Here is a 21,305-nt window from a genome sequence, read left to right on the forward strand (position 1 = left end):
TGCGGTCCTTGCGGCGCCGAGGCTTGCCTTTTTCCGACAATCGCTGATGCAGGCACCGCTGCGCGCGTCGCTGCTGTTCGTGGTGGCATCGGTTGTGCTGACCGTCTTTCTGGCGTTGGCCGAGGTGCGCGCTGCGGATCATGGGGCGGTGCTGGACCTGCTGCCGAGCGAGTCTGTCTTTGCGATCCTGCTGGGCATGGCGGTCTTTCCGCGTCGGTTGCTTTTTGTGCCGCTGGTGGCGTTTGCGCTGGCCTTCACGCTGGCCTTTCTGCTGCGCTGGCAATTGGAAGCGGATTATCTGCCCGCTGGGCCGGGGGTGTTGTCCTTTTTGCTATGGTCGATGGTGCTCAATGCCGTTCCGGCGGTGCTGGCAGGGCTGGTCGGTCGCTATGTGGGGGCGCGGTGGGCCAAAGGGGCGCTGCGGTATGATCTGATCCTGTCCCTGTCCACAACCGGCGCTTATGTGGTCTTTGCGGGGTTGGTGGTCGCGGGCGTGCTGGCGCTGGTGTACGATCCGGCCTGGACCGGACCGAGCACTGGAACGCTGACGATGTTGCAGATCGGCCTGTTTCGCACCGTGCGGATCGCGCTGTGCGGGGCGGTGCTGACGCTTGTGCTGTTGGACCGGCCCAATCGCCGCAACCTGCGGGTGGCGCAACTGGTGCTGCCGGCCTTTGTGGTGCTGGGCGTGCTGCGGGTGATGGGCTACTCGGTACATCCGACGCTGGATGTGGAATTGCTGGCGCTGGCTGTCACGCTGCTGGCCCCGGTCTATGCCGCGATCCTGGCCAATGTGATCGGGGTGATCGCCTATGTTGCGATCACGGGTGAGTTTCTGGTGCAGATCCCGGTCACTTCGCCCGATGTGATGCGGCTGGAGGTGATTTCGCTTCTGCTGCTGGCGCTGATTTATGTGCTGCTCTTGCAACGCCATCAGGCAACGACTGAACGGCGCGAAAGCCTTGAGACGATCGAGCGGATGGTGCGGGTGCATGCGCTTTCGACGATCGGGCATTTCGTAGTGAATACCAACTCTGGTGCTGTGCAGGTTGATGAGGTGGCGGCAGAGATGCTTGGGATGCCGGCGCGGTTCTGCCTGGATGACCTGCTGGGGCGCGTGGCACCTGCGGATCGGCACGACATCCAACTGGCCATGGCCGACCGGACAAGCCCGACGCGGACGCTGTCCTTTCTTTTGGCCGATGCGACAGTCTGGAAGGATGACGCGCCAAAGAAATACCTGAGCGTTCATGCGGCCTATGACCGGGGGAATGGCGACCGCCACCTTGCCTTTGGCACCCTGATCGACCTGACGGCGGATCATGGGCGCGAGGAGGCGTTGGCCGAGGCATTGGCGCGGTTGTCGGAACAGCAGGACCGGCAGACGCGGATGTTCTCCATCGTGTCGCATGAGTTGCGGACACCGGCATCGGTGATTTCGATGCTGGTCGAAGAGTTGGAGGGCGGCGCGCGCTGGGAGGATATGGGGCCGCGCCTGCGGGCCGTGAGCGAGCAGTTGCTGTCGGTGCTGGCCGATATGCGACAGGCCGTGCGGCCGCTGGAGAACCTGCCAGTGCGGATGGAGCCGTTCCGACCTAAGGATCTTGCGGAAACGGTGCGGAATACCTTTCTGCTGATGGCCGAGCCGAAGGGGATCAAGTTTGATCTTGTGCTGTCGCCCGAGGCGGGATTGCTGCGGCTGTCCGACCGGGTGCGCCTGATGCAGGCGCTGTCGAACCTGGTGAAAAATGCGATCCTGCATTCCGGTTGCCGTGCGATTACGGTGAGTTACAGCGAAGTGTCAGATGGTGCGGGGGGCCGGTCGCTGTGGCAGGTCAGCGATGATGGCGCGGGGATTCCGGAAGCGATGCAGCTGCATCTGTTCGCGGCCTTTCGGCGGGGCGAAGGGTCGCGGACGGCGCAGGTCGATGGGTCGGGGCTTGGGCTTTATGTCACCAAATCCTCGATCGAATTGCTGGGCGGGACGGTGCAGCATCGGAATGGCGATGGCGGGGGATCGGTGTTCTGCCTGACCGTGCCGTTGGCCGAACCGCCACCGCAAGAGGCGGTTGTGGCACCGGGCCCGGGTGAAGTGGTGGACAGGACGGCAACCTGGCGTTCGCGGCGGGTGCTGATCGTAGAGGACAGCGATCTGATCGGCGAGCTTCTGGTCGCCCGCTTGCGCCGGGTGTTCGGGCAGGTGGAATGGGTGCGCAACGGAGTTGCCGCGCTGGCCATGCAAGAGACGTTTCAGCCAGATGTGGTGTTGACGGATCTGTTCATGCCCGAAATGGGGGGTGATGATCTGACATCGCTGCTGCGGGCGCGGGGGGTGACCTGCCCTATCATCGGCATGACAGCGGCCGCCATCGGTGATGAGCGCACGCGGTTCGAACAGGCGGGAACGGACCGGGTGCTGACCAAGCCAGTATCGACCGTGCAGTTGCTGGATGTGCTGGAAGAACTGGACCGTATCCGCGGGTAGTGGGGTCAAGCGGGGGGGCGCATCGCCTCGGCCCGCAGGATGGACATGAGTTCCGACAGCGTTTTCCGGCTGCGGTCATCGGTCAGCAAGCCATTGTCATCGAAGGCTTTTCTGGAGCTTGCGATCATCACTTCCGGCCCGGTGATCAGACGGGGGCGGAAGGGGGTTAGGCAGAGGCGGAGGGAGTATTGCGACCGTTCCCCCCCGGCGCGGCCATCGGCTGCGGACATGATGGCAACCGGTTTGTCGCGCCACGCCGCGCCCGGCACGCGGGAGACCCAATCAAGCGCGTTCTTCAGCACGCCGGGCAGGGCCTTGTTGTATTCGGGTGTGGCGATGACGATGGCGTCGGCGGCGGTGATCTGCGCATGCAGCGCCAGCACGCCGGGAGGAAAACCTTCTGCGATTTCAAGGTCTTCATCAAAGAGCGGCAAGCGAAGATCGGCTTCGGTGTGGTTGGCATCGCCAAAGGCGCGGCGGGCCTCGGCCAGCAGGAGGCGGTTGGTGGAGGCCGCGCGCAATGCGCCGGGAATGCCGAGAAGGGTAAGCATGCGAGGATCGCCTGTCGGTTGCTGTGGACCCGAAAGGTATATGGTTAACCTGCGGCTGCAAGGGCGGGATGGCAGGTTTGGGCCGTGCAGCGCTTGGTGCAGACAGCTGTGCATACGCAGCGGGCTCTCTGTCCGGAAATCGTTAAGGTTAACGCCTTGATCCGGAGTGCCGGAACTCGGGGTGTTCAGCTCTGGAGCGCCCTGATCCGGGTCGCCCTGACAGGCTGTCAGACCGCGCGGCGAAAGGTCAGGGTGGTGGGGCGGTTGTAGCCGGGATGGGCGGTGGCGGCGGTCTTGACGAAACCCATGCGGCGGAAGGCGGCATGATTGGCGGTGAGTTCGATGCGGGTCTGAAGTTCCAGCACCGGCAGGCCGAGGGCGCGGGCGCGGTGTGCAGCAAGTTCCACAAGCGCGCGGGCATGGCCGTGGCCCTGATGCGTGGGGTCCACGGCCAGTTTGCCGAGATAGAGCGCGTCCGGTTTCGGTGTGAGGAAGACGCAGGCAAGGGCGGGTTGGCCGATCACCCAAACCTCACCCTTGCGCGCCTGTTCGGCGATGCCTGTGGCGGTGAGGCTATGGAGCGACGAAGGCGGGTCAATGATGCCCTCCATGCTGGCGAAGGCCCGGTGGAGCAGGGACAGCAGCGCGGACCAGTCATAGGGATCAACCGCGCGCTGGGGTGTCATCGGTGCGGTCATGGCGGGGCAGGTCATCCTGCAGGTTCGCCCAAGCGAGGTGTTCGGCGAAATGGACATGGGCGCTGGGTTTGTAGAGGGCGGGATCATCGAGGGTGCCCGCGTAGAAGTGCTGTTCACCGGGAAAACGATCGGCGCGGTAGCCCATGGGCGTGCCGCAGGTCGGGCAGAACTGCCGTGTGACGCCGGGGGAAGAGGTGAAGGTGGCGGGGGTGATGCCTGTCCAGGCCCATGCGCCATCGGCCACGCCGAAGAAGGAGGCAAAGGCCGCCCCGGTCGCGCGGCGGCAACTGTCGCAGTGGCAGTGCATCTGCCAGAGCGGCGGGGCATCGCAGCGATAGATGACGGCACCGCAGAGGCAGCGCCCGGTGAAGGCTAGGGTCATGGGGGGAGGGTAATGCGGTTCAGTGGCCGTTGGAAGGGGAGACCCCTCTCCCTCGCCCCGAAGAAGGGAGAGGGAAGCGCTTCTTTTCGGGCCGGGTTTCTATGGGGCTTTGGTGGCATTTGGGTATTTGAGCCAAGATGAAGCGGCGGGTGCGAGATTGTGTTACAGGATCGAGGTTGCCGCCAGTTTTCGCAATATCTTGGGGATAAGGGCGCGGGACTGACGATATGCGGGGTTGGGGCGGTTGACGGGGGCGGGGATCGCGGGGACCATGCGGGTTTGACGGAATCACGAGGGATTGCCCGCCTTGCGCCTGACCCGGCTGCGCCTGAACGGCTTCAAAAGCTTTGTCGACCCCACGGATCTGGTGATTCATGAGGGTTTGACGGGTGTGGTCGGGCCGAACGGATGCGGCAAGTCCAACCTGCTGGAAGCGCTGCGCTGGGTGATGGGCGAGAACCGGCCCACGGCGATGCGCGGTGGCGGGATGGAGGATGTGATCTTTGCCGGCGCCGCCACGCGGCCCGCGCGGCATTTCGCCGAAGTGGCGATTGTGATCGACAATCAGGACCGGCTGGCGCCGTCGGGGTTCAACGAGGCGGATCAGATCGAGATCGTGCGGCGGATCACGCGGGATGCGGGTTCGGCCTATAAGGCCAACGCGAAGGACGTGCGGGCGCGCGATGTGCAGATGCTGTTTGCGGATGCCTCGACCGGGTCGCACAGCCCGGCGCTGGTGCGGCAGGGGCAGATTTCCGAGCTGATCAACGCCAAGCCCAAGGCGCGACGGCGGGTGCTGGAGGAGGCGGCGGGAATCTCGGGCCTTTATGCGCGGCGGCACGAGGCGGAGTTGAAGCTGCAGGGGGCGGAGCAGAACCTGCTGCGCGTGGATGATGTGCTGGAGCAGCTGGCGCAACAACTGTCGACCCTGACCCGGCAGGCCAAGCAGGCGGCGCGCTATCGCGAGATCGGCGAAGAGTTGCGCCGGTCGGAGGGGATGCTGCTGTATCGGCGCTGGCGTGAGGCGGATATGGCGCGGGCCGAGGCCGAGGGCGTGCTGCGCGCGCGGCTGGTGGCGGCAAGCCAGGCCGAGGCGGCGGCGCGGGCGGCGGGCAAGGCACGCGAGGGGCGCGAGGATGTGCTGCCGTCGCGGCGCGAGGAAGAGGCCATTGCCAGCGCCATCCTGCAACGGCTGTCGGTGCAGCGCGACGGGCTGGCCGAGCAGGAGGCGCGGGCGCGGCAGATGATCGACACGCTGCGCGGGCGGATCGAGCAGCTGGTGCGCGACATGGAGCGCGAGGCGGGGCTGAACCGCGACGCGGGCGAAACGATTTCGCGGCTGGATTGGGAGATTGATCAGCTGGTCCGCGCCCATGACGGGCATGAGGACAAGCTGGCCGAGGCGGGCGAGTTGGCCCGGTCGGCGGGGGCGGTGCTGGGGGATCGCGAGGCGCTGTTGGCGCAGGCGACCGAAGACAGCGCGCGGCTGGCGGCGCGGTATCAATCGGCGCAGCGTCTGCTGGCCGATACGCGGGCAACGCTGGAAAAGGCCGAGGCGCAGGCGGGCGGCGCGCGCGAGTCGGTGGAGGGCGCGACCGAGGCGCTGGCGCTGTCGGCCGAGGCGTTCGAGGCGGCCGAAGAAGCGCAGGCTGTGGCGATGGCGCAGGCCGAGGAGGCCGAGGCACTTTTGGAGCAGGCCGAGGTGGCGCGGGCCGAGACGCAAAGCCGCGAGGCCGAGGCGCGGGCGGCGCGGTCATCGGCCGAGGGCGAGGCCAATGCGCTGCGCGCCGAGGTGGCGGCGCTGGCGCGTCTGGTCGAGCGGGAAAGCAGCGCGGGGACGCAGTTGCTTGACCGGCTGGAGGTGGAGCCGGGGTTTGAGAAGGCGCTGGGCGCGGCACTGGCCGATGATCTGCGCGCGCCGGAAGTGGGGGCAGAGGCACGGTCGGGCTGGGCGGTGCTGGCGGATTATGCTGTGCCGCAGGGCCTGCCTGCCGGGGTGGCGCGGCTGTCGGCCCATGTGAAGGCGCCCGGCGTGCTGGCGCGGCGGTTGGGGCAGATCGGGTTGGTGGACCGGGCACAGGGGGCGGCGTTGCAGGCCGCGCTTTTGCCCGGGCAGCGGCTGGTGAGCCGCGAGGGCGATCTGTGGCGTTGGGACGGGTTCCGCGCGGGGGCCGAGGATGCGCCGTCAGCGGCGGCGCTGCGGTTGCAACAGTTGAACCGGCTTGTGCAGTTGAAGCGCGATCTGGAAGAGGTGGCCGCCAAGGCCGAGGGCGCGCGGCAAGCGCATGAGGCCTTGCAGGGGCGGCTCATGGATCTGTCGCGCGCCGATCAGATGGCGCGCGATGCGCGGCGGGCGGCGGACGGGCGGGTGACCGAGGCGAACCGTGCGGCGGCGCGGGCCGAGGCGGACCGGTCGATTGCCGGGGGGAAGCTGGAGGCGGCGCGGCTGGCAGTGTCGCGCTATGAGGATGAGGCGATGGCCGCGCGGGCGCGTCTGCGCGAGGCCGAGGCGGCGATGGGCGATCTGGGCGATCTGGACGCCGCGCGGGATGCTGTGGAAGCGGCCAAAGTGGCGGTGGAGGCGGCGCGTCTGGCCATGCTGACGCGGCGTTCGGCGTTGGACGAGTTGCGCCGCGAGGGCGAGGCGCGGGTGCGGCGGCGGCAGGAAGCGGTGAAGGAACTGTCGGGCTGGAAGCACCGGCTGGAGACAGCCGAAAAGCGCATTGCCGAACTGGCCGAACGCAAGGCAGAGACCGAGGAGGAACTGGCCGAGGCCAGCGCTGCGCCGGAAGAGATTGCGATCAAGCGCGAGGAATTGGCCGAGGCGATTGCCGTGGCCGAAGAACGGCGGCGGGTGGCGGCGGATGCGCTGGCCGAGGCGGAGGCCGCGCTGCGCGAGGCCATGACCGCAGAGCGCGAGGCCGAGCGCACGGCAGGTGAGGCGCGCGAGGCGCGGGCGCGGGCCGAAGCGCGGATGGATGCGGCGCGTGAAACGGTAGCCTATGCCGCCGAGCGGATTCTGGAAGAGACGGACAGCGAGCCGCAGCAATTGCTGGACACGCTGAAGGCGGACCCGGACAAGATGCCGGATGCCGAGACGCTGGATGCCGAAGTGAACCGGTTGAAGCGGCAGCGCGAGGCGCTGGGGGCCGTGAACCTGCGCGCCGAGGAAGATGCCAAGGCGGTGTCGGACGAATATGACGCGCTGCTTGGCGAAAAGACTGATCTGGAAGAAGCGATCAAGAAGCTGCGGGCCGGGATTTCGGGCCTGAACCGTGAAGGGCGGGAGCGGCTTTTGACCGCGTTCGAGCAGGTGAATGCCAATTTCACCACGCTGTTCACCCATCTTTTCGGCGGCGGCGAGGCGCGGCTGGTGCTGGTGGAAAGCGACGATCCGCTGGAAGCCGGGCTGGAGATCATGTGCCAGCCGCCGGGGAAGAAGCTGGCCACGCTGTCGCTGCTGTCCGGGGGGGAGCAGACGCTGACGGCGCTGGCGCTGATCTTTGGGGTGTTTTTGGCAAACCCCGCGCCGATCTGCGTGCTGGATGAGGTGGATGCGCCGCTGGACGATGCCAACGTGACGCGGTTCTGCGATCTGCTGGATGAGATGGCGCGGCGGACGGAGACGCGGTTCCTGATCATCACCCACCATGCGGTGACGATGGCGCGGATGGACCGGCTGTTTGGCGTGACGATGCAGGAGCAGGGCGTGAGCCAGTTGGTGAGCGTTGACCTGAAGAAGGCCGAGGCCTTGGTCGCGTGACGATCGAGGCGGCATTGCGGGCGGCGGGCTGTGTGGGCGTGGAGCGGGTTGGGGCGGTGGTCTTTGCCCGCGACGGGGCCGAAGCGCCGGAGTTCATGGCAGAAGAGGCAGGGGGCAGAGTGCGGTTGACGCAACGCTTTGCCGTGCGCGCGACGGAGGCCGAGCGGGCGGCGTGGATGCGGGCGCATCCGCAGGGGCGGCTGGAGATTGCCGAAGGCGAGACGCAGCTTTCGCTGGTGGTGCCGGACGGGGCCGATCTGGCGGTGGTTGTGCAGGATTGGCTGGGCCTGACACGCGCTGCGGCACAGGCGGCGGTGGTCTGGCGGCGGCGGCAAAAGCCCCTGCACGGGATGTGATCCCTAAGGTTTTATTCACATTCGCCCGGTTAGCATGCCCTTGCCGCAATCCTTTGCGGTGGACGGAGGTGATTGGGCTGAAGTTGGAGGCCTATCGGAAGTGGATGGTCATCATTGCGGCGGGAACGCTGCTGGTTTCCGTTCTGCGCCTTTGGATCGGGCAGTAAGCCCGTGAAAAAGGAAACCCGGCGCAGTAGCACCTGCGCCGGGTTCTTTTTTGGTGATCGTTCTGAAGTTGGACTATCGTAGGGCCAAGATGGCAACGGCGCGGTGGGTTGTAAAGGCTGGACTGCTGCGTTGGTTAACGGGCTGTGTCGGAAACGGAGTTGCGGTGCGCGCGGGGGCGAGGCAGGGTTTTGCAAGGTGGCAAGCGTGGTGGGTGTGATGCGCGATCCGGCGGTTCAGCGATTTCTTGAGGCGGCAGAGGCGGCGATGCTGGCGTCGGTCGGGGCGGGTTCTGCGGCGGCGGCGGCAGGCGCGCGGGTGTTCGGACGGTGCCGTGACGGGGTGGGTGATGCAGGTGCGGTTTCGCCCGTGGCTCTGCCCGTTTGCGGATGGCTGGATGCGGCGCTGGATGCGGCAGCGGGAAGCCCGCGAGAGGCGCTGTCGGATGCGCTGGGCGCGCTGGTGGACGGGCTGGAATGGAAGCGGCGGCTGTCGGCTGATCCGGCGGACCGGGCGTTCTGGGACGGCCATGCCAATGCGATGATCCTTGGGCCGGGCGGGTTGGAGGAGCGGGGCGATCTGTGGATCGGGGCCACGGTCATGGCCCCCGGCGTGACCTATGTCGATCACGACCACCCGCCCGAGGAGGTCTATTTGTCGCTGGCCCCGGGCGAATGGTGGAATGCCGAAATGGACTGGAGCGATCCGGGCATGACGGGGGCGGTCTATAACCCGCCCGGCATTCGCCATGCGATGCGGTCGGGCAAGGGGCCGTTTCTGGCGCTGTGGTTTCTGCCTGTCTAGAGACGGTCAAGAAGGTCGGCGGTAGGCCAGGCATCGGCGGGCAGGCCAAGGCGGGACTGTTCCTTTTGCACCGCGATGCGGGTGGCGGCACCAAGGATGCCGTCGATGGCGCCGACATCATGGCCCAGCGCAGCAAGGCGGGTTTGCAGCGCTTTCATCTGGTCAAGGCTGAGAGCGGGGTCGGGGTTGCCGGCCAGATAGGGCTCTGCCCCCATGAGACGGGTGCCGAAATAGGCGGCGGTGGTGACATAGACGAAGCTTTTGTTCCAGTCGAACAGGGTGCGGAAATTCGGGTAAATGAGGAAGGCCGGTCCCTTGCGTCCTTGCGGCAGCAGGATCGAGGCGGGAAGGCCGTTTTCCACCACACCACCGCGGATCTGCACGCCCATCGCCGCCCATTGTTCGGCGGGAAGTTCGGTATCAAGGCCGGTCAGATCCCAATCGAAGGTTTCGGGGAGGATTACCTCTTGCAGCCAAGGCTCGCCCGCGCGCCAGCCGTGGTGTTGCAGCATCTTGGCCCCGGACAAAAGCGCATCGGGGACCGATGTTTTCAGCGTGACCAGACCGTCGCCATCGCCATCCACACCACGGGCGAGGATGTCACCCGGCAGCATCTGGACCATGCCGATTTCGCCCGCCCAGGCACCGTTGGTTTCAAGGTCGAACTCGCCCAGCCGATGCATTTCCAGCGCGGCCATGACCTGTGGCTGGAACAATTCGGGGCGGCGGCAATCATGGGCGAGGGTGACCAGTGCGCGGCGCGTGTTGAAATCGCCCTGCACCGCGCCGTAATCAGTTTCAAAGGCCCAGAAGGCCAAGAGGATACCGCGCGAGACGCCGTATTCGGACTCGGCCCTGTCAAAGATCGTATCCCATTGGTCTGCCAGCGCGCGGCCACGGACCAGACGATCGCGCGAGATCAGGCTTTGCGAAAACTCCAGAAAGCTTTTGCGAAACACGCCTTGGGACCGGTCGGCTTTGATCACGCGGGGATCGGGGGTCAGGCCTGCAAAGAAGGCATCGGCGGTTTCAGCGGGGATGCCGGTAGCGATGGCCTCGGCCTTGGTGGCGTTGACCCAGTCACCGAATTCGCCGCCGCAGGGGGCGGCAAGGGCGGGAATGGGCAGGGCAAGGGCGGCAAGGGTGGCGATAAGGCGCATTTGATCACTCTGGCAAGGTGGGGCGAGGGTATGCGCTGGGGCAAGGGGCCGCAACCGGGGCGTGATCAGATGATCGCGATGAGGGTGGTGAGGGCAAGGAAGGCCGCCCATGTGCGCCAGAGGGCGGAACAGGCGGCGTCGATCTGATCGGGGCCGGGGTCGCGGCGGCCCTCGGCCCAGACCCACGGATAATCGCGCATCTCGCCGTGATAGGCGCGGGGGCCGGATAGCGCGGTGTTCAGGACGACGGCCATCGCCGCCTCGGGCCAGCCGGCATTGGGGGAGCGGTGGAGGGGCGCGTCGCGCAGGATCGGACGGGGATCGGTCCAGCCATGGGTGAGCGCGATCAGCAGCGCGGTCAGGCGGGCGGGGATCAGGTTCAGCAGATCGTCAAAGCGGGCGGCGGCCCAGCCGAATTCTTCGTGCCGGGGGGTGCGGTGGCCGATCATACTGTCGGCAGTATTGGTGATTTTGTAGAGCATCAGCCCCGGCAGGCCGCCGATCAGGAACCAGAAGGCGGGGGCGATGACGCCGTCGGACAGGTTTTCCGCTGCGCTTTCGATGGCGGCGCGGGAGACGCCTGCACGGTCGAGATTGGCGGTGTCACGGCCCACGATCATGGCCACGGTGCGGCGACCGCCCGGCAGGGAAAGGCGCAGTTCATCGGCCACGGCGCGGACATGCTGCACAAGGGATTTCTGCGCCAGCAGGATGGCGGCGGCGATGATTTCAAGGATACCGAAATCGGGGATCAGGTGGATGATCTGCCCCAGCGCCATAGCGGCAAGCCCCAGAGCGGCCATGGTGGCGGTGCCTTTGAGGCGTTTGTGGGGGCCGGTGTTGAAGCGACGGTCGGCCCAGCCGATGGCGCGGCCCATAAGGACGGCGGGATGGGGGAAGCGGTTCCAGAGCCATTTGGGTTCGCCCAAGGCGGCATCCAGCAGCAAGGCGGGGATGAGGAGTGTCGCGCTCATGCCAAGGCATCCTGAAGGCGGGCCCAGCCTGCGCCATCGGGCAGGCCGAGGCGGAGCCAGCGGGTCGAATAGGGAAAGATGCGGGCAAGGATGCGATGGCGGGCGAGGCGGTCCTGCCATGCTGCGGCATCGGGCGTGTCATAAAGGCGGAAGAGGGGGGTGCCGCCAAGCGGTGCGATGCCAGCGGTGAGCATCATCGCGTCAAGGCGGGCGGCATCTGTGGCAAGGCGGGCGCGGGTTGCATCGGCCCATGCCGGGTTTGACAGCGCGTCGGTGGCGATGGTCAGCGCGGGGCCGGAGACGGCCCATGGGCCGAGCATCGGGTGCAGGCGGGCGATCAGGGCGGGGTCGCCGATGGCAAAGCCGAGGCGCGCGCCTGCGAGGCCCCAGAATTTGCCGAAGCTTTTCAGGATAAGGGTGCCGGGGCGGGTGGCTTTGCCCATATGGGTGGCGTCGGGCATCACGTCGCAGAAGCTTTCGTCGATCACGCGGAATGGGGTGTCAGGCGCGGGGTGGAGGCGACCGTCGGGGTTGTTGGGGTGGACGATGACTGTGGCCTCGGTCGCGCTGTCGGTAACGGTCCAGCCGGAGGCGCGGAAGGCGCGGGCGTGTTCGTTATAGGTGGGGCCGGGAATGGCGACTTGGGCGGGCGGCAGCAAGGCCGGGATGCGGGCGATGAGGGCAGAGGCACCAGGGGCCGCGATCACGGAGGCGCTGTCGGGAATGGCCCAGAAGCGGCGGGCGGCCTGTTCCAGCGCGGCATGGGCGGCGTGGTCGGGGAGCGCGGTCCATGCATCCGCAGGCAAAGGCGGGATCGGGTAGGGGCGCGGGTTGATGCCGGTGGACAGGTCAAGCCAATCACCGCGCGCGCCGCCCCACCGGGCGCAGGCGGCATCTATTCCGCCGCCATGATCGGGGGGGGCGATTCGGGTGTGATCCGTGGTCATGGGGGCAGTGAACCGATTGCGCGGGGGCTGTCCACTGGGGGAGGGGCGGTGCGTGCGCCAAAACCCGCGGGCGGATTACCGCTGGTTGTGCGCGCTGCGGTAAAACTGTCACGCAGTGTTAACGTCCCGGTTACGCCTTGGGGTTTCCTTGATTTTGCCCGTCTGCACCGCAGATTTGGAATTGGGGGTCGGAGGTTGTCATGCTCGAGTTTCTGCCGAAAGAAATACGGGACGGGCTTGAGGCCGCGCGCAAGCGGGAGCTGCGGCGGAAGTCGCGCCTTCGGGTGCAGGTGGGCCATGCGGTTTTCCCTGTCCTGCGGTTCTGGGATGAGGGGTTCGCGCTGGATGCGTCGCTGACGCCCAATCTGCGTGGGTTGGTCGATGTCTATGACGGGGCGAACCATATCTTTCAGTGCCTGATCGTCGCATCGACCACCGACAATGGCGAGCTGATCTGTGACTTCAAGCGATCGACCGCCGTGCTGGACCGCCCGGCGCTGGACTATTGGCGCGATGAGAACGCGCCGGTAGGTTATTTGCCCAAGGCCTGATCCAGGTTCGCGGTGACGCGAAAGCCGGGAGGGATGCTGTCCTGCCCGTCGAGGATCAGGGTTGCCATCACCTCGGCCACTTTGGGGGCCATGCCGAAGCCGATCTTGAAGCCGCCATTCGCGATGTACTGCCCAGGCCTGCCGGGCCATGCGCCCAGCATCGGCGCACGCGAGCGGGCGCGGGGGCGGATGCCGGCCCAACGGTCGATGACGGGGGCATCGGCGAGAATGGGCAGGGCAGCGCGGGCGCGGGTGAGGATGTCGTCAAGCTGCGCGTCGGTGGCGGTGGGATCGGTCCATGTGTTTTCCGAGGTGGAGCCGATGGCGGTGGTGCCGTCGGCATGGGGAACGATGTGCAGGGCATCGGCGAAAAGCTGGGGCAGGTCGCGGGCATCGTGTTGCAGGAGCAGGGCCTGCCCTTTGACGCCCGCACCGACGGGTTGGTTGAAGGTTTGGGACAGGTCTACCAGCCCGGCATAGCCGGTGGCCCAAAGGGTGGGGCCTTCGGATGTGGAGGTTCTGTCAGTGACCTCTCCGCCTTGTGCGCGGATGGCGGCGGCGAGGGCGGCGCAGGCGAGGCGGGGTGACAGGCGGGCGGTGAGCGTGTCGTGGATCAGCCAGCCGGTTGGGCTGTGCGGTTCCCACGCGGCCCCGGTGGCGGGGATGACGCGCCAATCGGCGCGGCCTTGCCAGAGGGTTTGGGCTTCCGCGATGCGGGCGCGGGCGTTGTGCAGGGCGCGGTCATCGGGGATGGGTTGCAGGCGGCCAGAGCGGAGATAGCCCGGATCAACGCCGCCTGCTTGGGCCACATCAGACCACCAGCTTTCGGCCATGAGGAGGCTTTCCAGTTGGAACTGCTTCTTGTCGTTCCAATTTTCCGGCACATGCGGGGCGAGCGCACCGACAAGGCCGCCGGACGATCCGGCACCGATATGGGCGGTGTCGATCACCCGCACGCGGGCGCCCCGGCGGGTGGCTTGCCATGCGCAGGACAGGCCGAAGATGCCCCCGCCCATGACTGTAAGATCGACCCTTGCCATTCCTTGCGCCCTTGCCCATGGTCCGCCGCAATCTGGGGTTTAGGGCAAATGACGGGCGGGGAACAGGGATCGGCGGGGCTGGACTGGCGCGACGGGATCGTGCCGGTGTCGCAGCGGTTCGACGACCCGTATTTCAGCCTTGCCGATGGTTTGGCCGAGACGCGGCATGTGTTCCTGCGCGGCAATGGCCTGCCCGCGCGGTTGCGGGACGGGTTTCATGTGGCGGAACTGGGGTTCGGGACGGGGCTGAACCTGCTGGCGCTGATGATGGCATGGGCGGGGACAGGCGCGCCGGGTGTGCTGCGGTTTACATCATTCGAGGCCTATCCGCTTGAGGCGGGCGATATGGCGCGGGCGCTGGAGGCATTTCCCGAGGCGCGGGCGGTGGCGGGGCCGTTGCTGGAGCAATGGGCTACGGGGGCGCGGCAGTTGCATCTGCCGGGCGTTGAGGCAGAGGTCATTATCGGGGATGCGCGCGAGACTTTGCCGGGATGGGGCGGGGTTGCGGATGCGTGGTTTCTGGACGGCTTTTCGCCCGCGAAGAACCCGGAACTGTGGTCAGACGATCTGATGCGCGCGGTGGCGGCGCATACGGGCGCGGGCGGGACATTCGCCACTTATACGGCGGCGGGCCATGTACGGCGCGCCTTGGCGGAAGCGGGGTTCACGGTGGAGCGACTGCCGGGGCATGGAAGGAAACGGCATATGACGGTTGGGGTTCTTGGGGGTGTGCTGGCATGAGCGGGTTGCCGAAGCTGGACAGGAACAGCAATGCCACCGTGCAGAACACGACGCTGGGCATCTGGCTGATGATCGCCACCACGGTGGTTTTTGCCGTGCAGGACGGAATCTCGCGCCATCTGGCGACGGAATACAACGTCTACATGGTGGTGATGATCCGGTTCTGGTTCTTTGCGGCCTTTGTCATGGCGCTGGCTGCGCGTGAGGCGGCGCGGGAGGGCGGCGGGCTGCGGGCGGCGGTGCGGTCGCGCTATCCGTGGTTGCAGGTGGTGCGCGGCGTGCTGCTGGTGACCGAGGTCTGCGTGATGGTGATTGCCTTTGTGAAGCTGGGGCTGGTGGAAAGCCATGCGGTGTTTACCTGCTATCCCCTGCTGATCGCGGCCTTGTCCGGCCCCATTCTGGGGGAAAAGGTCGGCTGGCGGCGCTGGACGGCGATCATGATCGGGTTCGTCGGTGTGCTGATCATTTTGCAGCCGGGCTATGCGGTGTTTTCGCCCTGGGCTTTGGTGCCGCTGCTTTCTGCGCTGCTGTTTGCGATCTATGGGCTGATGACGCGCTATGTGGCGCGGGGCGACAGTGCGGCGGTGTCGTTCTTCTGGACCGGGACGGTGGGTGCAGCGGCGATGACGCTGGTGGGCGTTTGGTTCTGGGAACCGATGACGGCACCGGATTGGGGCTGGATGGGGGCGTTGTGCTGCACGGCGATTGTGGGGCATTGGCTGCTGATCAAGGCCTTTGCGGTGGCCGAGGCGTCGGCGATTCAGCCCTTTGCCTATCTGCAACTGGTCTGGGCATCGGGGATCGGGTTGTTCCTGTTCGGTGAGGAGTTGCGGACCAACGTGGCCATCGGCGCGGGGCTGGTGGTGGCGGCGGGGCTGTTCACGCTGTGGCGGCAGCGTGTGAAGGCGCGGCAGGGCTGAGCGTCACGCCTGACGTGACAGCAGGTCCAGCAGGCGGGCGCGGGAGTCGGGCAGGGGGCGACCGTTCAGCAGGGGCTCCAACCCGCGCGTCAGGAAATGGCCTGTGATGGCGAGGCCGGATGTGATCTCGGTGCCGCTGCCGCTGCCTTGGCCCATCAGCACCTGCGGCAAGGGCAGGAGACGACTGGCCCAGTCGCCCGCCCCCGCGCGGCTGACGGCGCGGCCGGATTTGGGCGAGACATAGGCGAGGTCGTCGCGTGCGCCGGTGACCGCGCAGGAGCCGAGGTCGAGGCCGAAGCCAAGCTCTTCGAGCAGCAGCAGTTCCCAGCGCAGGTAATCGGCGGGCCAATCGGCGCTGCGTTCCAGTGCATCGAGAAGCGGCATGGTTGCGCGCCACAAAAGCGGGTGGGATTCGCGTTCCGGCAGGGCCACCCGCAGCAGGGCGCAGATGGCGTTCAGGCCTGCCAGCGCCAGCCTGTCTGACAGCACCCCCGCGCGGGACCGCAGGGGTTCCACGGTGAAGGTGCCGATGTGATCATCCAGCCTTGCGCGCCAAGCCACATCCAGCTGCGCGCCGGGTTGCAGGATGGGCGCAATGCGGCGCGAGGTGCCACCGCGCACCACACCGGCATGGCGGCCATGTTCCGCCGTGAAGACCTCGATGATCGCTGCGCTTTCGCCGTGCGGCCTGACCGACAAGAGCGCGCCTTCGTCCCGCCATTCCATGGGCGCGACTATCGGCGCGGGGCGCGGGAAGGGCAAGCGCCCGTCTGTGCGGGATCAGTCGGACAGGCCCGGTTCATCGAGCAGGGTGCGGCCCTGACGATCCTCGACCTCGATCACCCAGAGATCGGGGTCGCGGTCGCGTTGGCGGCGGAGAAGGGCGTCAACCTCAACCTCTGGTCCTTCGGTCAAGGTGACCCAGACGCGCGCGCCGGTCATCAGGTCATAGCTGCGCTGCATGGCCTTTGCCTGCCCGTCCAGCGTGGCGGATTTCACGATCACCGCGCCTGCCGTGGCATCGCCCTTGGCGGTGACATAGACGGGAATGTCGGCCAGCCGCAGCCGGGTGAGGTAGGCGGAAACCCAAAGATCGGTGGTCAGGCGCATGGGCAACCTGTGGTCACTGCGGGGGTGACGGTCTGTCGGCTGGGCGATGAAAGGGGGCCGGGGAGGGCTGTTGCCCTCTCCGGGGTTGGATCAATCGCCATCCTTGAAATCAAGCCCCATTTCGGAATAGCGCTCGGCCTCTTCCAGCCAGTTCGGGCGGACCTTCACCGTCAGGAACAGATGGACCGGGCGATCAAGGAAGGTGGAGATTTCGGCGCGCGCCTGTTGGCCGATGGCCTTGATCGTTTCGCCCTTTGCCCCAAGGAGGATGCCCTTGTGGCCATCGCGGGCGACATAGATGATCTGGTCGATCCGGGTCGATCCGTCGGGGCGGTCTTCCCATTTTTCGGTTTCCACGGTGAGCTGATAGGGCAGTTCCTCATGCAGGCGGAGGGTCAGCTTTTCGCGGGTCATTTCCGCCGCGATCATGCGCATGGGCAGATCGGCGATCTGGTCTTCGGGATAGAACCACGGGCCTGCGGGCAACTCAGCCGCCAGCCATTCGCGCAGATCATCCACGCCATAGCCGCGTTCGGCGCTGATCATGAAGGTCTTGGCAAAGGGGAAGGCGCCGTTCAGCTTTTCGGTGAGCGCGAGCAGGGTTTCGGCCTTGACCTTGTCGATCTTGTTGATGGCCAGGGCGACACGGGTGCCGGTGGGGATCTTGTCCTTGAGGTTGTCGACAATCGCCTCGACCCCGCCGGTCAGGCCGCGATGCGCCTCGACCAGCAGAACGATGATATCGGCATCCGCAGCACCACCCCATGCGGCGGCGACCATGGCGCGGTCCAGCCGGCGGCGGGGGCGGAACAGGCCGGGCGTATCGACGAAGACGATCTGCGCCGCGCCTTCCATGCAGACGCCGCGAATGCGGGTGCGGGTCGTCTGCACCTTGTGCGTGACGATGGACACCTTGGCACCCACCATCCGGTTGAGGAGCGTGGATTTCCCAGCATTGGGTTCGCCGATCAGGGCGACGAAGCCGGCGCGGGTGGGGCCAGCGCTGGTGGGGTTGGCGCTGGTGGTGGGTTCAGTCATTGGTCTTCTCCATCCGGTCGAGCAGCGCGCGCGCTGCTGCCTGTTCGGCTGCCCGTTTTCCGTTTGCCCGCCCGGTTGCGGCTTGACCGTTTTCCAGCCGTGCCTCGACGGTGAAAACGGGTTGGTGATCCGGCCCCTCGCGCCCGGTTTCGGTATAGGTGGGGGGCGGCAGGCCACGGGCCTGGGCCCATTCCTGCAGGCTGGATTTGGCATCGCGCGTTTCGGCAAGCGAGGCCGCCGCGATGCGCGGGCCCCAGAGACGCAGGACCACATCGCGCGCGGCGTCGAAACCGGCATCCAGATAGACGGCGGCGATCACCGCTTCCATCGCATCACCCAGCAGCGCCTCTTTCCGCCGCCCGCCCGAGAGCATTTCCGAACGGCCGAGTTTCAGCACCTCGCCAAGGCCCGTGTCGCGGGCCACGTCGGCGCAGGTTTCCTGCCGCACCAGCGCGTTGAAGCGCGGGGCGAGGGTGCCCTCGGATGCGTGACCGTCGGCTTGAAACAGGGCTGTGGCGATGGACAGGCCAAGGACGCGGTCGCCGAGAAACTCCAGCCGTTCGTTGGAAGGGCGGGTTTGCGACGAGATCGACGAATGTGTAACCGCCCGGACCAGCAGGTCCGGGCGGCGGAAGTCATGCCCGATCCGGGCCGCGAAGGCCGCGAGTTCCGCAGCCAGCTTGACCCGCTGAGTCGTCACAACACCGCCCTGACGTTTGGCCCGATCATTCGACCGCCTTGAAGAAACGGTCGGCGCGCCATGTCCAGAAGAACAGCATGGAGCGGCCGGCAGAGGAGAAGATGATCCGGTCGGCTCGGCCGATCAGGAATTCGGCGGGAACAAAGCCGACGCCGCCGACAGCCTGACCAAAGCGCGAGTCTTGGCTGTTGTCGCGGTTGTCGCCCATGAAGAAGAACTGGCCTTCGGGCACGGTGAAGACATCGGTGTTATCGGCGAAACCGCCGGTATCGATGTTGAGCACGTTATGCGTGCGCCCGCCCGGCAGGGTTTCGGTGTAGCGCGACGAGGTGCAGATGCCGCCTTCGCCGACGGGGCCGTTTTCGCAGCGGGGAAGCTGGCCCATCGGGCCCTGCTTTTCATAGATTTCCTCGAATGTCCCGGCGGGCGTTTGCGGGACGACCTCGCCGTTCAGATAGAGGATGCCATCGCGCATTTGCACGGTATCGCCGGGCAGGCCGATCAGGCGCTTGATGAAATCGGTGCCGTTGACCGGGTGGCGGAACACGACGACATCGCCGCGTTCCGGATCGGAGGCCAACAGGCGGCCCGAGAAGGGGCAGGCCGAGAAGGGGCAGGAATAGCGCGAATAGCCATAGGCCATCTTGTTGACGAAAAGGAAATCGCCGATCAGCAGCGTATCCTTCATCGAACCCGACGGGATCCAGAACGGTTGGAAGAACAGGGTGCGGAAGACGCCCGCGATCACCAGCGCCCAGAGCACCGTCTTGATCGTTTCGACGATGCCGCCTTCGGTCTTGGCCTTGTTGCCTGCCATTTTGTCCACTCTGATTGGGGTCCGTCTGTCCGGATCGGCGCTAATTGCGCGCAGCGGGCGGGGGAGTCAAGTTCCGGGGGGTTGTAGGGGCTGGATCGGGCGGGCTTCGATCACCACAAAGGCCTGCGCCCAGGGGTGATCATCGGTCAGGGTGACATGGATTGTCGCCTCGTGCCCCGCAGGCGTCATGTCGCGCAGGCGTTCGGCTGCCCAGCCGGTGAGGTGCATGACAGGCTGGCCGGAGCGGAGGTTGGTGACCGCCATATCCTTCCACGAGATGCCCATGCGCAGCCCGGTGCCGAGCGCCTTTGAGCAGGCCTCTTTCGCGGCCCAGCGTTTGGCATAGGTGGCGGCGATGGCGCGGGGGCGGGATTCGGCTTTCTTCTGTTCGCGTTCGGTGAAGACCCGATCCTTGAAGCGGTCGCCGAAGCGGGCGATGGTCGCCTCGATCCGGTCGATATTGGCGAGATCGGTGCCGATACCGAGGATCATCTGCTGCGGTCCAAGGGTTTTTCGGCCCAACGAATTTTCTGCGAAAATTCAGGGCCGGGGGTGGGGGTGGGGGCGTGATTTTTCGCAGGAAAATCGTGCGCCCCCATGTGCGGGGGGCGTGTCATGCTTGGCCCATGCGGGCTTCGTCCATGCGGCGACGCATTTCTTCGATGGCGGGGCCGAGGCCGCGGAAGATCGCCTCGCCAATCAGGAAATGGCCGATGTTCAGTTCCATCACCTCGGGCATGGCTGCGATGGGGGCCACGTTGTCATAGGTCAGGCCGTGGCCTGCGTGCACCTCAAGCCCCAGCGCGTGGGCGAGTTTGGCTCCCCGGCGCAGGCCTTCGAGTTCCTCGGCGGCAGCCTCATCATGCCCGTCGGCCAGAAGTTCGGAATAGTGGCCGGTGTGCAGTTCCACGACCGCCGCGCCGATGCGGGCGGAGGCTTCGATCTGGCGGGGGTCGTGGCCGATGAACATGGAGACGCGGCAGCCAGCCTCACGCAGGGGGGCGATATAGTCAGCAAGGCGGCTGTCATCGCCTGCGACATCAAGCCCGCCTTCGGTGGTGCGTTCTTCGCGCTTTTCCGGCACGAGGCAGACGGCATGGGGTTTGTGGCGCAGGGCGAGGGCCTGCATTTCCGCCGTGGCGGCGCATTCGAAATTCAGCGGGATCGACAAGCCGGCGACCAGCGCCTCGATATCGGCGTCGCGGATATGGCGGCGGTCTTCGCGCAGGTGGGCGGTGATGCCGTCGGCCCCTGCCGCTTCGGCCAGCAGGGCGGCGCGGAGGGGTTCCGGCCAGGCGCTGCCGCGGGCGTTGCGGACGGTGGCCACGTGGTCGATGTTGACGCCCAGCCTGAGCGAGCCTTGAGGTTTCATGTCGCGCCTGTCCTTCTGGTTCCGAGTCGTAGCGGCAGATTAGGGTGGACCGGCGGCGTCGTCATCCCCCGGAGCAGTGGTGTTTTCGCCCCGATGCTTGAGCTTGGCCGCGGCGTTGGCGAGCGCTTCGCGGAGTTTGTGACGGCGTTCGCTGCGTTCCTTGGATTTGGCGTCGCGCGCCTTTTGATAGGCCATCACGAGCGGGATGGTCAGATAGTAGAACAGACCCGACAGAAGGAAACCCGGCCCCAGCGCGCCGAGGAAGTAGGGCAGGTAGATTTCGTGCCAGAACTGGCCGAGCCCGGCCCAGCGGGCGTGTTCAGGGCCGAAGATGGCCTTGATGTTGAACCACAGATCGGCCCCGGCATTGGCAAAGGCCATGCCGATATATTCGGGCGAGAGCGGCTTTTCGATGCCCAGCATCCAGTGGCCCAGCGACATGGCAAGCACGGCAAAGAAGGGCGTGGTGATCGGGTTGGTGTTGAAGGTGGCCAGAAGCGCGGCCAGCAGGTTGCCCTTCACGGCCCGTGACGCCAGCCAAGCCGCCACGAACTGCATCCCCGGCAGCGGCAGGAAGCCCACCATGGACCCGGCAAAGACGCCGCGTGCGATGCGGTGCGGGCTGTCGGGCAGGCGGCGCATGCGGTGCAGGACATATTGGGTGGCACGCCGGAATCCGCCCTGGGGGTAGACCATTTCGCGGGTCCATCCCCATAGGGTCCGTGGGTTGC

Annotated in this window: 22 protein-coding genes; 7 read left to right on the forward strand and 15 right to left on the reverse strand. The window is 66.5% G+C overall.

All coding sequences use genetic code 11. The features are described 5' to 3' along the window. Positions 1–46 precede the first annotated feature (46 nt). Positions 47–2,485 carry a hybrid sensor histidine kinase/response regulator gene (locus RSE12_03825; GenBank protein ID WRH63472.1) on the forward strand — a complete coding sequence of 813 codons (2,439 nt, stop codon included), beginning with the start codon at positions 47–49 and terminating at the stop codon, positions 2,483–2,485. A gap of 5 nt (positions 2,486–2,490) precedes the next feature. On the opposite strand, the gene RSE12_03830 is transcribed toward RSE12_03825, so the two are convergent. The 3 genes from RSE12_03830 to RSE12_03840 all read right to left on the reverse strand — a co-directional run bounded on the left by RSE12_03830 (position 2,491) and on the right by RSE12_03840 (position 4,116). After that, on the reverse strand, positions 2,491–3,036 hold the full coding sequence (locus tag RSE12_03830) for an NADPH-dependent FMN reductase (GenBank protein WRH63473.1): 546 nt from the start codon (positions 3,034–3,036) through the stop codon (positions 2,491–2,493). Between the two features lie 227 nt (positions 3,037–3,263). Further along, positions 3,264–3,722: a GNAT family N-acetyltransferase gene (locus RSE12_03835; protein WRH63474.1), complete on the reverse strand. Its 459-nt coding sequence runs from the start codon at positions 3,720–3,722 to the stop codon at positions 3,264–3,266. After that, positions 3,700–4,116: a GFA family protein gene (locus RSE12_03840; protein WRH63475.1), complete on the reverse strand. Its 417-nt coding sequence runs from the start codon at positions 4,114–4,116 to the stop codon at positions 3,700–3,702. The genes RSE12_03835 and RSE12_03840 overlap by 23 nt, the downstream gene beginning before the upstream one ends. Positions 4,117–4,423: 307 nt before the next feature. Between RSE12_03840 and smc the strand changes: the two genes are divergently transcribed. The 3 genes from smc to RSE12_03855 all read left to right on the forward strand — a co-directional run bounded on the left by smc (position 4,424) and on the right by RSE12_03855 (position 9,204). Next, complete coding sequence (gene smc, locus RSE12_03845) at positions 4,424–7,879, forward strand: chromosome segregation protein SMC (GenBank protein WRH64733.1); 3,456 nt, start codon at positions 4,424–4,426, stop codon at positions 7,877–7,879. Further along, positions 7,876–8,235: a hypothetical protein gene (locus RSE12_03850; GenBank protein ID WRH63476.1), complete on the forward strand. Its 360-nt coding sequence runs from the start codon at positions 7,876–7,878 to the stop codon at positions 8,233–8,235. The genes smc and RSE12_03850 overlap by 4 nt, the downstream gene beginning before the upstream one ends. A gap of 363 nt (positions 8,236–8,598) precedes the next feature. After that, positions 8,599–9,204: a dimethylsulfonioproprionate lyase family protein gene (locus tag RSE12_03855; GenBank protein ID WRH63477.1), complete on the forward strand. Its 606-nt coding sequence runs from the start codon at positions 8,599–8,601 to the stop codon at positions 9,202–9,204. Here the strand turns inward: RSE12_03855 and RSE12_03860 are convergent. The 3 genes from RSE12_03860 to RSE12_03870 all read right to left on the reverse strand — a co-directional run bounded on the left by RSE12_03860 (position 9,201) and on the right by RSE12_03870 (position 12,285). Next, positions 9,201–10,364: a lytic murein transglycosylase gene (locus RSE12_03860; GenBank protein ID WRH63478.1), complete on the reverse strand. Its 1,164-nt coding sequence runs from the start codon at positions 10,362–10,364 to the stop codon at positions 9,201–9,203. The genes RSE12_03855 and RSE12_03860 overlap by 4 nt on opposite strands. A 65-nt stretch (positions 10,365–10,429) precedes the next feature. Then, on the reverse strand, positions 10,430–11,338 hold the full coding sequence (gene cbiB, locus RSE12_03865; GenBank protein ID WRH63479.1) for an adenosylcobinamide-phosphate synthase CbiB: 909 nt from the start codon (positions 11,336–11,338) through the stop codon (positions 10,430–10,432). Continuing rightward, entirely contained in the window at positions 11,335–12,285 is a 951-nt protein-coding gene (locus RSE12_03870) for a threonine-phosphate decarboxylase (protein WRH63480.1), read from the reverse strand. Before RSE12_03870 ends, cbiB begins: the two co-directional genes overlap by 4 nt. A 200-nt stretch (positions 12,286–12,485) precedes the next feature. On the opposite strand from RSE12_03870, the gene RSE12_03875 reads away from it, so the two are divergent. After that, on the forward strand, positions 12,486–12,836 hold the full coding sequence (locus tag RSE12_03875; protein ID WRH63481.1) for a hypothetical protein: 351 nt from the start codon (positions 12,486–12,488) through the stop codon (positions 12,834–12,836). On the opposite strand, the gene RSE12_03880 is transcribed toward RSE12_03875, so the two are convergent. Beyond that, a complete protein-coding gene (locus RSE12_03880; protein ID WRH63482.1) occupies positions 12,818–13,876 on the reverse strand; it encodes an FAD-dependent oxidoreductase in 1,059 nt (352 codons plus the stop codon). The two genes, RSE12_03875 and RSE12_03880, sit on opposite strands and share 19 nt — an antisense overlap. A gap of 48 nt (positions 13,877–13,924) precedes the next feature. On the opposite strand from RSE12_03880, the gene mnmD reads away from it, so the two are divergent. Further along, positions 13,925–14,617, forward strand: coding sequence for a tRNA (5-methylaminomethyl-2-thiouridine)(34)-methyltransferase MnmD (mnmD, locus tag RSE12_03885; protein ID WRH63483.1), 693 nt, complete (start codon positions 13,925–13,927; stop codon positions 14,615–14,617). Next, a complete protein-coding gene (locus RSE12_03890; GenBank protein WRH63484.1) occupies positions 14,614–15,537 on the forward strand; it encodes a DMT family transporter in 924 nt (307 codons plus the stop codon). The genes mnmD and RSE12_03890 overlap by 4 nt, the downstream gene beginning before the upstream one ends. Positions 15,538–15,540: 3 nt before the next feature. Here the strand turns inward: RSE12_03890 and recO are convergent, their stop codons facing one another. From recO to RSE12_03930, 8 genes are all read right to left on the reverse strand, one after another. Further along, positions 15,541–16,263 (reverse strand): DNA repair protein RecO, encoded by a 723-nt coding sequence (recO, locus tag RSE12_03895; protein WRH63485.1) that lies wholly within the window; start codon positions 16,261–16,263, stop codon positions 15,541–15,543. 54 nt (positions 16,264–16,317) lie between these two features. Beyond that, positions 16,318–16,653, reverse strand: a complete 336-nt coding sequence (locus RSE12_03900) for a DUF1491 family protein (GenBank protein WRH63486.1) — start codon at positions 16,651–16,653, stop codon at positions 16,318–16,320. Positions 16,654–16,737: 84 nt separating this feature from the next. Continuing rightward, the gene (era, locus tag RSE12_03905; protein WRH63487.1) at positions 16,738–17,685 is read right to left on the reverse strand and encodes a GTPase Era; all 948 of its coding nucleotides are present in this window, start codon (positions 17,683–17,685) and stop codon (positions 16,738–16,740) included. After that, on the reverse strand, positions 17,678–18,385 hold the full coding sequence (gene rnc, locus RSE12_03910) for a ribonuclease III (protein WRH63488.1): 708 nt from the start codon (positions 18,383–18,385) through the stop codon (positions 17,678–17,680). Before rnc ends, era begins: the two co-directional genes overlap by 8 nt. 25 nt (positions 18,386–18,410) lie before the next feature. Continuing rightward, on the reverse strand, positions 18,411–19,202 hold the full coding sequence (gene lepB, locus RSE12_03915) for a signal peptidase I (GenBank protein WRH63489.1): 792 nt from the start codon (positions 19,200–19,202) through the stop codon (positions 18,411–18,413). A 66-nt stretch (positions 19,203–19,268) separates the two neighbouring features. Continuing rightward, on the reverse strand, positions 19,269–19,694 hold the full coding sequence (gene acpS, locus RSE12_03920) for a holo-ACP synthase (protein ID WRH63490.1): 426 nt from the start codon (positions 19,692–19,694) through the stop codon (positions 19,269–19,271). 121 nt (positions 19,695–19,815) lie between these two features. Beyond that, entirely contained in the window at positions 19,816–20,574 is a 759-nt protein-coding gene (locus RSE12_03925) for a pyridoxine 5'-phosphate synthase (protein WRH63491.1), read from the reverse strand. A gap of 39 nt (positions 20,575–20,613) precedes the next feature. Next, complete coding sequence (locus RSE12_03930) at positions 20,614–21,270, reverse strand: DUF2062 domain-containing protein (GenBank protein WRH63492.1); 657 nt, start codon at positions 21,268–21,270, stop codon at positions 20,614–20,616. Positions 21,271–21,305: the final 35 nt, after the last annotated feature.

It is taken from the genome of Fuscovulum sp. (genome assembly GCA_035192965.1).
Lineage (GTDB): Bacteria > Pseudomonadota > Alphaproteobacteria > Rhodobacterales > Rhodobacteraceae > Paragemmobacter.